The organism is Serpentinicella alkaliphila, assembly GCF_018141405.1.
GTDB classification, from domain to species: Bacteria; Bacillota; Clostridia; order Peptostreptococcales; family Natronincolaceae; genus Serpentinicella; species Serpentinicella alkaliphila.
Map to the genome: position 1 here is coordinate 1,430,124 of NZ_CP058648.1, position 12,990 is coordinate 1,443,113.

Annotated in this window: 13 protein-coding genes and 1 pseudogene; 11 read left to right on the forward strand and 3 right to left on the reverse strand. The window is 30.2% G+C overall.

Annotated elements, in window-relative coordinates; translation table 11 throughout:
* Nucleotides 1–363: 363 nt before the first annotated feature.
* Nucleotides 364–1,164: a tryptophan-rich sensory protein gene (locus HZR23_RS07295; RefSeq protein WP_207667947.1), complete on the reverse strand. Its 801-nt coding sequence runs from the start codon at nt 1,162–1,164 to the stop codon at nt 364–366.
* Between the two features lie 559 nt (nt 1,165–1,723).
* On the opposite strand from HZR23_RS07295, the gene HZR23_RS07300 reads away from it, so the two are divergent.
* The 9 genes and pseudogenes from HZR23_RS07300 to HZR23_RS17545 form a co-directional block, all read left to right on the forward strand.
* Nucleotides 1,724–1,864 carry a hypothetical protein gene (locus HZR23_RS07300; protein WP_165913794.1) on the forward strand — a complete coding sequence of 47 codons (141 nt, stop codon included), beginning with the start codon at nt 1,724–1,726 and terminating at the stop codon, nt 1,862–1,864.
* 270 nt (nt 1,865–2,134) lie between these two features.
* Nucleotides 2,135–3,346 (forward strand): sensor domain-containing diguanylate cyclase, encoded by a 1,212-nt coding sequence (locus HZR23_RS07305; RefSeq protein WP_132849815.1) that lies wholly within the window; start codon nt 2,135–2,137, stop codon nt 3,344–3,346.
* Between the two features lie 135 nt (nt 3,347–3,481).
* Complete coding sequence (locus HZR23_RS07310) at nt 3,482–3,904, forward strand: hypothetical protein (protein ID WP_132849814.1); 423 nt, start codon at nt 3,482–3,484, stop codon at nt 3,902–3,904.
* A 193-nt stretch (nt 3,905–4,097) separates the two neighbouring features.
* Nucleotides 4,098–4,694, forward strand: coding sequence for a hypothetical protein (locus HZR23_RS07315; RefSeq protein WP_132849813.1), 597 nt, complete (start codon nt 4,098–4,100; stop codon nt 4,692–4,694).
* A gap of 128 nt (nt 4,695–4,822) precedes the next feature.
* The gene (gene msrB, locus HZR23_RS07320; RefSeq protein WP_132849812.1) at nt 4,823–5,287 is read left to right on the forward strand and encodes a peptide-methionine (R)-S-oxide reductase MsrB; all 465 of its coding nucleotides are present in this window, start codon (nt 4,823–4,825) and stop codon (nt 5,285–5,287) included.
* Between the two features lie 23 nt (nt 5,288–5,310).
* On the forward strand, nt 5,311–5,910 hold the full coding sequence (locus tag HZR23_RS07325; protein WP_132849811.1) for a DUF502 domain-containing protein: 600 nt from the start codon (nt 5,311–5,313) through the stop codon (nt 5,908–5,910).
* 133 nt (nt 5,911–6,043) lie between these two features.
* Complete coding sequence (locus HZR23_RS07330; RefSeq protein WP_132849810.1) at nt 6,044–8,116, forward strand: PAS domain S-box protein; 2,073 nt, start codon at nt 6,044–6,046, stop codon at nt 8,114–8,116.
* Between the two features lie 206 nt (nt 8,117–8,322).
* Nucleotides 8,323–8,679: a response regulator gene (locus HZR23_RS07335; protein WP_132849809.1), complete on the forward strand. Its 357-nt coding sequence runs from the start codon at nt 8,323–8,325 to the stop codon at nt 8,677–8,679.
* 54 nt (nt 8,680–8,733) lie between these two features.
* Nucleotides 8,734–8,955 (forward strand): annotated as a pseudogene (locus HZR23_RS17545) (Hpt domain-containing protein); the annotation flags it as partial.
* Nucleotides 8,956–9,299: 344 nt separating this feature from the next.
* Here the strand turns inward: HZR23_RS17545 and HZR23_RS07340 are convergent.
* Both HZR23_RS07340 and HZR23_RS16940 read right to left on the reverse strand, forming a co-directional pair.
* Nucleotides 9,300–9,794 (reverse strand): transposase, encoded by a 495-nt coding sequence (locus tag HZR23_RS07340; RefSeq protein ID WP_249536676.1) that lies wholly within the window; start codon nt 9,792–9,794, stop codon nt 9,300–9,302.
* A 145-nt stretch (nt 9,795–9,939) separates the two neighbouring features.
* Nucleotides 9,940–10,830 (reverse strand): hypothetical protein, encoded by an 891-nt coding sequence (locus HZR23_RS16940; protein WP_249536755.1) that lies wholly within the window; start codon nt 10,828–10,830, stop codon nt 9,940–9,942.
* 198 nt (nt 10,831–11,028) lie between these two features.
* Between HZR23_RS16940 and HZR23_RS07345 the strand changes: the two genes are divergently transcribed.
* Together HZR23_RS07345 and HZR23_RS07350 are read left to right on the forward strand one after the other, a co-directional pair.
* Nucleotides 11,029–12,453, forward strand: a complete 1,425-nt coding sequence (locus tag HZR23_RS07345) for a chemotaxis protein CheA (RefSeq protein WP_330571487.1) — start codon at nt 11,029–11,031, stop codon at nt 12,451–12,453.
* A gap of 35 nt (nt 12,454–12,488) precedes the next feature.
* Nucleotides 12,489–12,989, forward strand: coding sequence for a chemotaxis protein CheW (locus HZR23_RS07350; RefSeq protein ID WP_132849491.1), 501 nt, complete (start codon nt 12,489–12,491; stop codon nt 12,987–12,989).
* Nucleotide 12,990 lies beyond the last annotated feature (1 nt).

A 12,990-nucleotide genomic window follows, 5' to 3' on the forward strand; every position in this document is an offset into this window, starting at 1 on the left:
TGGCCCTTATTTTTGTCTTTAATTGGGAATTACGTGAGCATAATTGGCGATTTCATGAGCAGACTTTATTATTCTGGGAGTACATGTAAAAACGGAGCGGCAATAGACATTCTGAGGTTTTGAGCCTTGTTGTCCCTTAAGCAGTCTTTTTTATGTTTCGACAATACTGTTCCACTCAAACAAAAAATATTTAATAGCTTAGGAGAAGATTATCCTAAGCTATTTTAATTTTGGAGAATTTCATTCAATAGTATTATATTATTAAAATTTAAACATTAAATTTAGTCTAGAAAGCTATGAAAATATTAGTCTACTGCTATTTATAAACTCTTTTTTAAAAAATTATTCTAATAAGATAAGACACTAATTTTTTTCATCAAGTGTATAAATTCTTTTCTTAAGGACTGCAAAAACAATAGCCGTTGTTAAGAGTATTATACATATAATTGACCAAGTTATTACTGATCGCACTGGCATAACAGTTGGTGATGTACGCTTTAAATAAACACCAAGATAGGCCCAGTTCACGACTAAAGCATAGAAAACATCTCGATATACATATATAAATATCAGGCTAAGGAATACACCCACAGACATAAGGGCTAAAGTCCATATACTAGATGGAATGCCGAGACCATCCCAATTAATATCAACTAGATAAGCAGTGATATTAGCAATAGTTGCTATACTAATCCAACCCAAATAAATACTAAAATTAATATGTACTAAAAGAACTTCCATTTGTGAGCTATTTCCTTTACCAATTTGAAGCCTCCTATAAATTATGATTAAAGATAAAAGCATAATAAGCATTATTATTACAGATATGCTTACAAATAGATAATGCCAAAATAATATCCACATCATATTACTTAATCCTAATACAATATTCCATATACCAATTTTATCTACAAATGAAGGAGTGTTGATATTTGATTTAAATGCAATGTAAAGTTGGTAAACTGTGAATATACCTAATAAAAAATATATTAGTCCCCATATAGAAAAAGTTATGCCAGCAGGAACAAATAGGTTAGGATATAAGTCCGCTACCTCTCCGGTTGTCATATTATTTATAGGTATAATATTAGCTAGTCCATTTACAACAATAGTACCGATAAAAATAAAAACATTTAATATCCCAATCATTTTAGTATGCTTCAATATACACACTTCCTTTCAATTTTAACATTCTATACAATTTTAACTAACTTTTGTTTGTTCATGGTTCCAAAAAGATAAATATATAGATATTTGTAAAAAGTTTAAAGATTTGAATAAATACCATATTTTATTTATACCACTATAAGGAAATAAGAAACAATTAAGATAATGGATTAATAAAATAAGTGAAGTTTGATTTGAGATGGGGTACTGTATGAAGCAGTTTATTATTAAATTTAAAGCATATTTTACTAAATATGGTATAGATATATGTTAAAAAATAAACTATTTAAATATATAATTTAGATTATTGACTACTATAAATTACAGGTATATAATTAGTTATTGTTATATATGATATGCTAATTCCTTAAGAAAATAGGGAAAACTTCTCTGACATTATAGTATAACTCTGGTTTTTAAACCTGTTATATTTTTTATTAAAGCCATTATTATAAATCTATAACCACTCTACATTATAAATTAAGTTAATGGAATTAATAGCATACATACTATATTAAACACTTCTACAAAAGATAAGATTAATGGAGGAATTTAATTGCCTACAAGAATGTACGAGGTTAAAAAAGGTTGTTTAAAATTTAGAGAGACAAAGCATTGCAAAACGATTATACATGAGATGGCTTGGAAAATTATAATGAGAATGAGAGGTTTTGTTATAAAGAAAATGTGTGATTAATATATAATATAAATAAATGACTATAAAAGCCCAATTATTATTGTAGATTATACAAATATCGGGCTTTTTTTATTTTGTCCCTAATTTTTTTACATAATCGATACTAGGTATGGGCTGGCATATATAAAAAAAAGTAAAATTATTGGGAAATTTAAAAAAATTAGAAGGAATTGGTAATAAAATGTTGAATAATACAATATGGTACTTTAGTCCTATGCCTTATAGGAATAGAGTCTCAGATAGATATGGATATTTTTAAGGGGTGTTTTTTTGGACTTAAGTATTTTGACTAATAGAAATATAATTAATAGAGAATTATATATTGAAGTTGGTATAGACGGTGTTATTATTGATGTTAGTCCAAATTGTATAACAGTTTTAGGATATGATCAAAGTGATATAATCGGGAAAAAGTTCGTAGAAATTACCTTAATAGATATCCAATTAAAACTTGAAAAGATTGAAAGTAATATGGAAACATATATACAGATTAAAAAATCTAATGGTGAAATTATTTATATGGATTGCGCTATAATGTTCGAAAATAATAAATTCATTATTTCTATGTTAGATGTAACAAGATTTATGAAGGATAGAGATAGAAATGAAAGAGTTTTACAGATATTTGAAAAGTCCAATGATATTGTTTACTCTATGGATATAAAACCAGAGGTTAAATATGTATATTTAAACCCAGCAATTGAAAAGAGTTTGGGGTATACTTTAGAGGAGAATTTAAGAAATCCCTTCATTGCGTTTGAAATTGTTCATCCAGAGTATAAAGATATTCAAATGAAAAAACTCAATGGGGATATTGAATGCAATCAAAGTCTAGTTACTATGTACAAACATAAAATCACTGGAGAATACATTTGGTTTGAAGATTATTGTATGCCTTTCTATAATGAAGAAGGGGAACTAATTAGAATAGATGGGATATGTAGAAATATTCAGGATAGGAAAGAGTTAGAGGAAAGATTAAAATACCTTAGTTATCATGATGCTCTAACAGGACTATGTAATAGGACCTATTTTGAAGAACAAATTAAATATTTAGATGAAAAGCAAGATACCAAGGTTGGAATTGTTATTTGTGACCTAGATAACCTTAAATATGTTAATGATAAATTAGGTCATTATGAAGGAGATCAGCTAATTAAGGCAATTGCAGGGATAATTAAAGATAGCTTCGAAGAAAAATTTGTTGCATCAAGGTTTGGTGGAGATGAGTTTGTAATTGTACTCGAAAATTTAGAAAAGGAAGAAATGAAAAAAGAAGTGAAAAAATTTAAAAATAATATTAATAGATATAATGAAAAAAACCCTTCATTCCCAATACAGGTGTCAATGGGATTTGCTTTCACTGAGCATTCACAGGGGAACGTATATGATGTATTTAAAAAAGCAGATAAAAATATGTTCAAAGAAAAGCGACAAACTAAAAAATTTAATTATTGTACTGATTTAAATTTTAAAGTATAAAAGGCTACTAAAAGCGTGAAAATACATTCTTTATAGAATTCTCACGTTTTTTATATTTTAAAATATTATTTAGCCCCCACTCACACTTTTTAATGAGGGACATAATATATTATCGAAAAGGGGGGGGTGTAATTTATGCCCGAGATAATTAATTATAGTGGTGGGTATAACTTAGATTTTATAATGCTACCAAGCGAGCATATAGGACAGTTTAATGATTTTATGAAGCAATATGGTGAACTTTCAGACTATCAAATATATAGTAAAATTGCTGAAGTAAAAGGGCAAGTATCAAAGGAAGTATTAAATCAGCATCTACAGAACTTAGATGCATTAACAAACATGAATGGCTTTGTAACAGATACAGCTAAGTTTAGAATAGAAGCAGTCAAAAAAGTTTTAGCTGAAGCAAGTTCTTCAAACTTACAGCCTAGAGTAGATAGTAACTTTTTCTTTGGAGGTAGTAGTTTACTATTGTGGTTTCTAATTTTGGCAGCAGTATGGAGAAGACCTTTTAGGGGACCTACTTTTGGTAGACCTGGATTTGGATTTTGGTAGGAATTTCATTTAGTATAGCCACCGGTTTCGGTGGCTATATTTTTTATCATAAAAAATAGATTTATTAACTTAAGTAGAACAAAATGCAAGTTATTATCATAGCCTAATAATAAGTTAGGATTTAAACGAGGTTTAGAATTTACATAATTCTGAGGGTTTTTATAAGAAAAAATTGTAAAGGGGCTGTAGTAGTATGCTAGATTTAGTTAGTAGTGATTTGAACAGCGAAATTAAGATGCCTAAAGGCAAACTTGAGAATTACAAACCAAATAATATAAGCTTAACAAGTCCATATATTTTACTATTTTTAATATTTTTGATATTTAGTAGAAGGGAAAGACCAGGTTATCGTACAAGTCAAAATGAAGCTCCATTTGATCTAATGCATATGCTCAAAAGTGCAATGAGCCACCCAGAGTTAGAGCTGGTACTGAGTTCTGTAGTTCCATATTTAAGCGAGGATGAGCAGAGTCCAATACACACAATTGCTGGTGTTTTGCAATTAATTAATACTACTAAAAAAATAAAAAATAACTCCTACAGAATCCCTGGAGTTTATAGGGCTGTTGGAACAAGTAATTCAGAAAAGCATATGGAGATTGTTAAAGTTCTTAAAAATTATGCAAATAGTGATGACAGAAATATATTAGAGGCTATAGAAAGTGCATTTATAGCACTAAATAAAATTCAGAGAGCTTTTAGCAGTCAGTCTCAGATAAATAATAATTCTAAAGTTAGTGATGATCTTTTAAAAATAATCGAAAGTGTAGATAAACTAAAGGCAACATGAAATTAGTATTTTCATAAAGTCATAAAGCAAAATATTAAATATGCTTTATGGCTTTATTTTAATCCTTTTATTATTAATTAAAAATTAAAGGGGTATATTAGTTATATAAAATAAGGGGAGGAAAAGATATGGAACAAGAGAAAAAATATGAGAAACCTAAAAAAGAGTTAATTAAAGATAATTTAACTCCAATTCAGTATAAAGTAACACAAGAAAATGGAACTGAAATGCCCTTTAACAATGAGTTTTGGAATCATAAATCAGAAGGAATATATGTTGATGTAGTGACAGGAGAACCATTATTTAGTTCAAAAGATAAGTACGATTCTGGATGTGGTTGGCCTAGCTTTACTAGAGCTATGGATAAGGATAATTTAATAGAAAAAGAAGATTCAAGCTTTAATATGATTAGAACTGAAGTAAGAAGTAAGTGGGGGGATTCCCATTTAGGACATTTATTTAATGATGGGCCTATGGATAAGGGTGGATTGAGATACTGTATTAATAGCGCTGCACTACGCTTTATACCTAAGGAAAAATTAGTAGAGGAAGGTTACGGGGAATTTTTAAAGCTTTTTAATAATGATAATTAGGTAATTAAGAGAGGTGCATAAAGATGAAGAGATTTAGGCAGCTTTTCATAAGAGGTGTAATTGCCATATCACCTATCGTAGTAACTATTTATGTGCTTTATTATTTCTTTTCTTTGGTTGATAACGTTTTAGGCAGAATAATTGTAAGAATAATTGGCATACCGATACCGGGCATTGGGATAATTACAAGTTTTGTACTTATTCTTTTAATGGGGTTCATTGTGACCAATGTATTAGGTGCTAAAGCTTTTGATTATGTAGAAAAGTTGCTTCATAGGGTTCCGGTAATACCTAGAATATATTTTGGTGTAAAACAACTAACCGATGCCTTTTCATTACAAGGAAAACAGATTTTTAATAAAGTTGTGTTAATTGAGTATCCACGGAATGGAATTTATGTACTTGGTTTTGTCACCGGAGAGAGTAAAGGTGAAATTCAAAAAAAAACATCTGAAAAATTAAGCAATGTGTTTATACCTACAACACCTAATCCTACTTCTGGAATGTTAATTATGATGAGAGATGAAGAGATAATTTATCTCGATATGACTGTAGAAGAGGGATTAAAATTTATAATAAGTGCTGGTGTTGTTACACCTTCTAATAAGCAATTCAATAAATAAACATAATTAATCTACTATGAAATACGTAGTAGATTTTTATTTGTATGTGTAACAATTTTTAGAGGAGTTCTGTCGATTTATGTATAATATATAAGTATGGGATAAAGATTTAATACTTGGGGGTTAATGTAATATGAAAGATAGGGTTAGAGAACTAGAAGAAGAAATAGTCAGCCTTAGAATTGAGAACGAGACATTAAAAAAACAGTTAAGTTATATTACTAGTCATAGGATTAATGAGACTGAATCCAAGGGCCTAATACAAGGTAGTGAGAATGAAACTTCTGTTAGTTTGGAAGAAATATCTGGAAATAGTATATCTATAATGCTTTTGATAGATCCATCTAATGGTAAAATTATTGATGCTAATGATCTGGCATTAAACTTCTACGGGTATACAAAATCGCAAATTAAGAATATGAACATTTCTGATATTAATATTTTATCAAAATATGAGATTCAAAAAGAAATGAAAAGGGCATCCAGAAGTACAAAAAATCTGTTTTATTTTAATCATAAATTATCAAATGGAGATTTACGTAATGTTTTAGTAATTAGTGACCTCATAAATGTTCATGGAAGAAACCTTTTATTCTCAAGAATTTTTGATATAACTGATAGCAATAGGAAAAGTAAAAAATTGATTGAGAGTGAAAATAAATTTAAGCATATGTTTAATAACATTAATGATATGATATTAGTATTTACAATCGATAAATATGGCAATATAAGAAATTTTGTAGAGGCCAACGAGGCCGCATGCTATTTACTAGGTTACACATATGAAGAAATTTTAAAGCTTTCGCCAGTTTACATAGAAAAAAGAGAAAATAATACTTTGAAAAATTTGGTTAAGTTAATAATTAAGAACAAATATGGGACCTTTCAAACCAAATTTATTACTAAAAAAAGAAACTATATTCCTGTAGAAATTAATGCTCATTATTTTGAACTTAATGATGAAATAAATATTTTAATGGTTGCTAAAGACATTTCTAAAAGGAAAGAAATAGAATATGCATTAAAAAACAGTATAAAGCAGCAAGAAAAACTTTTATCTGCCTTACCTGCAGCAATATTTATAGTAGATAAAAATAAAATTTTGTCTGTAAATGAATATGGCAAAAATTTATTAGGTTATGATAGTTGTGATGAGCTTTTAGGAAAAGATTATCTTCAATTTGTTGTCCATCCGGACTATCACGATAAGGTAAAGGCTAGAAATAAAATTAAGACAATAGATGCGCCTCTAATCGAAGAAAAATATATTAAAAAAAATGGTGAAGTAGTTGATGTTGAAGTAACAGCATTAAAGATTCCTTATGAAAATGGCAGCGCCCTTTTAATTTTTGCTACAAATATAACAGAGTGGAAAACAATGCAAAACGAGTTAATTGAAATGAGTCAGGTAGAAAAGCTTAGAACAGAGTTTTTTGCTAATTTATCCCATGAACTTAGGACTCCATTAAATGTTATACTAGGCAGTCTACAACTGCAAGAGTTCTATCTAAAAAATGAAAGAATGGGAATTAATACAGATAAATATAAGAAGATTCACGAGAGAACTAAAAGAAATTGTTATAGATTGCTACGTCTAGTAAACAATCTAATAGATATAACTAGAATTGACTCGGGTTTTTACGAAGTTGGTTTTCAAAACTATGATATAGTACATTTAATTAAAACTATTGTTAAGGCTATAGAAGACTATGTAGTTAAGAAAAATTTAAATATACAATTTAACACAAATGTAGATTCATTAATTATTGCATGTGATCCTGAAAAAATTGAAAGAATAATGCTAAATCTACTCTCAAATTCTATTAAGTTTACAGAACCGAAGGGTCATATAAAAGTAGAAATTAATACAACTGAACAGGAAGCAATTATTGTAGTTAAAGATTCAGGCATAGGAATCCCAAAAGAGAAACAGGATATAATTTTTGAAAGATTTGTTCAAGTAGATAAATCATTGACCCGAAGGCATGAGGGGAGTGGCATTGGTTTGTCCTTGGTTAAATCATTAGTTGAATTACATAATGGGAGTATATCAGTAATAAGTGCTGTTAAAGAGGGAAGCGAATTTATAATCAAATTACCTAATAGAACGGATATAATAAGTAACGAGGAATATAAAATCAATAGTTATGATTCATTTAATATTGAAAGAATGCATATAGAGTTTTCAGATATTTACTCAAAATGATATATATATATATGAAATATGAAGCCAAACCGTTTAGAACTGGCTTCTTTTTTTTACAAAACAAAACAAATATTGACAATGTAATGGTTACCAAATATAATCAAATTAACAATAGCGAGTAAACACTCACTAGCATAACTACACCTATACTAAGTGAGTCGCAAATATGAAATCTAGTACGATTTTTATTTATAGGAGGGTTAGCTATGCCCAAAATTTTAATTGTTGATGATTCATCTTTTATGAGAGTATCGATTAAAACATTGTTAGAAAAACATGGTTATGAAGTAATTGGAGAGGCATCAAATGGAGCTATTGGAGTTGAATTATATAAAGAACTAAAACCTGACATAGTTACAATGGATATAACAATGCCAATTATGACAGGCATTGAAGCAGTAAAAGCTATAAAAGTCTTTGATGCTAACGCTAAGATAATAATGTTATCTGCCATGGGACAAGAAGGTTTAATAAGGGATTCAATAATTGCTGGTGCAAAAACCTTTATCGTAAAACCTTTTAAAGAAGCACACTTTTTAGATATTCTTAAAAAGCTATGTTAGTAATGCCTTAAAGTAGGGGGTGATGTAGTGTCAGATATTTACAGTAATGAACCAATGCTTGAAATATATATATTTGAAACAACTTCAAATATACAGCATCTAGAAACCTTAATGCTGAAAAGTGAAAAAAGAGGGGTTTTTACACAGGAGTCTATAAATGAAATCTTTCGTGTCATGCACACAATAAAGGGTTCATCATCAATGATGCTTTTTGACAGTATTTCTTCAACTGCCCATAGTATAGAAGATTTGTTTTATTACATTAGAGAAAAGAAGCCGTGTAATATGGAATTTGAAATGCTATCAGATTTAATATTTCGTTTTATTGATTTTGTAACAGTTGAAGTAGAAAAAGTAAAAAATGGGGATCCAGTAAATGGGGAATCATCTTTACTTATAATTGATATAAAAAATCTCTTAAATCAATTAATCCAAAATAACCCTTCAAATGAAGATATAGTTAGGCCGTCTTCCAATAAAAAACAACAGTACTACATAGCTCATGAGATTAAAGAAAATATAAGTGAAGATAATCAGGTAGGTTATTATAAGGCGATTATAACGTTTGAAGATGGTTGTGAAATGGAAAATATTAGGACATATATAGTTATTCACATGAGTTATGCAGTTGACTCCATATACTGGGAATTTTGCACAGTAAACCAACCTAACAATAAATTCTTCGGCCAAAATTTATCAATAAGTCTTGCAAATTGCCTAACTTCTGTGTCAAAATGTACTTGTATAGTTTGAAAGCATTGCTGTGCTTTTATAACGATACGGTATGTGGCGTTGAAAAAGTTTCGGACCATTTCGCCGTGGGTGAAGCCTTCTTCAGCGCCTTTATTATTGAGTTCCCATCTTGCATAGACAAGTAAAGTTTCTGCTGTAAAAATGAGCTCAATATGGGCGTAATGATGACTTTCCGACGTTGAGTGGCAAGAATTCAACCCCAGTTCTTGTTTTGCAGTTCTAAAAAAAACCTCAATGCTCCAACGCTTAATATATGCATCTAAAGCTTCTTCAGGATTATCGACCCTATTACTAATCAAAAGGTAAGCCCCACGATATGTAGCCGCAACCTCTTTGTTTTTCTCAAATTCATCCTTCATCATTTCAGTATCTTCTTTGAGTCTTGTAGCTACAACTGCCGCAATAGGCGTATAACGATACTTAGTTACTACTTTACCCTGCTTTCCAACTAAACGGTAGGGTAACTTGATATAAATATTAGGTATGGATATAGCACTTACTTTATCTTTAGATCACTAATAAGAAGTTTGAAAAAACTTCTTTAATAAGCATTGAAGGCTTTACAGGGATAAAGCGTTCTCGGCCTGTAATATTCTCAATTTCTTTTCGATAAAGTCTTTGTATTACGTTTTGCCTTAGTAACCCAATCATATTGATGATCTGTGAGCCAATTAAAAAGTCTTTGCATAAAAACCGGCGGTCCATGGCAACCCATAGTACCCCTGTGTAAATCCGGCGAATATCCATTAGCATTTCTTTTGAAAGATCTATTTTTGTCTGTTTTTCATCGCTATTTTCTACCTTACGCCAAATACGCCAAAACAATGGATATTTAAGTCCGTTCTTTAATACAACAGTTGTAGCAACTATATTCATACACCAGATATTTATTTTAATGGAGCTATCATATAACCAACAAAGGAAAGGGATTTTCTTTCCATGGGCATGAGCCACCTTTGTATCATCAAGTACAATAACATCTCCTTCAGTAAATGCAGTTTCTTCTTCTTGTTGTAGTCTTTGTACTCTTTTAAAACTAAATAAACCCCAATTATAATCAGTTGTAAAAAAGCGGCTAAAGGTATATTGAGCCATTTTAAGATTCCGAAACATCGGTTGTAATAAGCTATCCTTAGTAGCATAATCAGAAATACGTGAGACAGAATTTTTATTAGCAATAAGTCCTACCACATAAGCAAAAGCAATAAGCCAAGTGGGTACACCATTACGTTTTACAATACCCGATTGCGTAAGCAGAAGTGAAAAATCAAATTTATCCCAAATTGCTTTTAAAACTGGCGTTCCGCCCCCATTTCCTTGTTGTAAATTTCTATATTTCGGTTTCCCAAGAGTCATATTTATCACCCATTCATCAAGAGTAATGGCTATTAATACCATTCACTTTGATTATTGGGGCGGGTTTAAAAAGTCAAGTCTTTTTTGCTATTTCAAGACATATAAAACAAAAATATTTTTTAGTATATTATAATATACGATACATCAGTCTTATTTACATTTATTTACACGAACTGCATAACTCATGTTATTCATAGTCTAAAAGAAATTGTACAGGATTCATTTCATTTTCCAAATGATTTGTTTGATAATGAACAGAGCTTACAAGAAATAAGGGAAAGGGGTTTTACACTTTTTATAAAAGCGGACAAGTCCTATGAGGAAATAAATGAAATACTTTTACAATGTCTATTTTTAAAAAGTTTGGAACTTACTAGTCTAGAGGGTCATAGGGAATTCGAAGGGGAGAGACACTCTACGGCTATTGTAGAAAAAGTATCAGAAAAATTAAAAGAAGATATAGAGGTAATTGATAAGGAAAGTGTAAGCTCATCACAGAGCATTATAAGTGTAAATGTAATGAAACTTGATAAACTAATGGATTTAGTAGGCGAAATGGTTATTGCCGAGGCAATGGTTACTCAAAACCCTGACTTAAAAGGATTAGAATTAGAAAATTTTCAAAAAGCAGCAAGACAGCTTAGAAAAATAACTAGTGAACTTCAGGATACAGTAATGTCTATTAGAATGGTTCCAATGACAAATACTTTTCAAAAAATGCATAGGATTGTACGGGATATGAGCAAGAAGCTAGGTAAGGAAGTTAAGTTAGAAATAATCGGAGAAGAGACGGAAGTGGATAAGAATATTATTGACAATATATCGGACCCTATTATGCACTTAGTAAGAAATGCAATAGATCACGGCATTGAATTAGCTGAAGAAAGAGAATCATTAGGAAAACTTAAAAAAGGAACTGTAACTTTAGAGGCTAAAAACGTTGGAAGTGATGTGTTAATCATCATTAAAGATGATGGCCGAGGATTAGATAAAGCTAGGATTCTTAAAAAGGCAAAAGATAACGGGATACTAACTAAGCCAGAAGCTGAAATGACTGATAAAGAAATATATAACCTTATATTCATTCCAGGATTTTCTACAAAGGAGGATGTAACTGAATTTTCTGGCAGAGGTGTGGGAATGGATGTAGTTATAAAGAATATAGAGGCAATAGGTGGATCCGCTTCAATTGAAAGTTTCGTAGGATCGGGATCGGTAATAACACTTAAAATTCCTTTAACTCTAGCCATTATAGAAGGAATGAACATACAAGTAGGGGCTTCTAGATATACTCTTCCAACAACTGTTATAAAGCAATCCTTTAGGCCTTTAGAAAAAGAGATTATAAAGGATCCACATGGGAATGAAATGATTATGGTAAGGGGCCATTGCTATCCGATTTTAAGACTTCATAAACATTTTAGAATAAAGTCAAAATATGCTCATTTATCCGAAGGTATTTTAATTATGATTGAACAAGAGGACCAAAACATGTGTATTTTTGCTGATGAATTAATTGGTCATCAACAAGTTGTTGTTAAATCACTCCCTAATTATATAAAGAATACAAATAACGTAGCAGCTCTAACAGGATGTACCTTACTAGGGGATGGGAGTATAAGTTTAATTTTAGATATTGGAGAGTTGTTCCAACTAGCTAGATAGTTATTAATCATACTACTGAAAGGAGAGGCGTAATTATGGCTACATATTCAGTCCAGAATATTATGGTCGAAGAAGAGGAAGATACACAGAAAAATAAGTTTCTGACTTTCTCATTAGGTGAAGAACTTTACGGTATTGAAATTAAGTATGTGACAGAGATTATTGGGATTCATGTTATTACACAGATTCCTGAGATGCCAGAATACATAAGAGGCATTATAAATCTGAGGGGTAAAATAATTCCAGTCATGGATGTGAGACTTAGGTTTAATAAGGAGTTCAGAGAATATAACGATAGAACCTGTGTAATTGTGATAGATATAAAAGAAGTGTCCATTGGACTTATAGTTGATAGCGTATGTGAGGTGTTGACTATACAAGAGACTGATATAGTTCCCCCCCCAGATATAAAAAAAGGAAGTAATAGATATATAAAAGGTATAGGCAAAACAGGAAGTGATGTTAAATTAATATTAGACTGTGAGAGATTACTTAACGACCATGAGACTGAAAGTATTGTAAATATACAATCATAAG

Coding starts and splice junctions, on each gene's coding strand:
- HZR23_RS07310 (WP_132849814.1), top strand. CDS start 3,482: ATGCCCGAGATAATTAATTATAGTGGTGGGTATAACTTAGATTTTATA.
- HZR23_RS07315 (WP_132849813.1), top strand. CDS start 4,098: ATGCTAGATTTAGTTAGTAGTGATTTGAACAGCGAAATTAAGATGCCT.
- msrB (WP_132849812.1), top strand. CDS start 4,823: ATGGAACAAGAGAAAAAATATGAGAAACCTAAAAAAGAGTTAATTAAA.
- HZR23_RS07325 (WP_132849811.1), top strand. CDS start 5,311: ATGAAGAGATTTAGGCAGCTTTTCATAAGAGGTGTAATTGCCATATCA.
- HZR23_RS07330 (WP_132849810.1), top strand. CDS start 6,044: ATGAAAGATAGGGTTAGAGAACTAGAAGAAGAAATAGTCAGCCTTAGA.
- HZR23_RS07335 (WP_132849809.1), top strand. CDS start 8,323: ATGCCCAAAATTTTAATTGTTGATGATTCATCTTTTATGAGAGTATCG.
- HZR23_RS07340 (WP_249536676.1), bottom strand. CDS start 9,794: ATGATGAAGGATGAATTTGAGAAAAACAAAGAGGTTGCGGCTACATAT.
- HZR23_RS16940 (WP_249536755.1), bottom strand. CDS start 10,830: ATGGTATTAATAGCCATTACTCTTGATGAATGGGTGATAAATATGACT.
- HZR23_RS07350 (WP_132849491.1), top strand. CDS start 12,489: ATGGCTACATATTCAGTCCAGAATATTATGGTCGAAGAAGAGGAAGAT.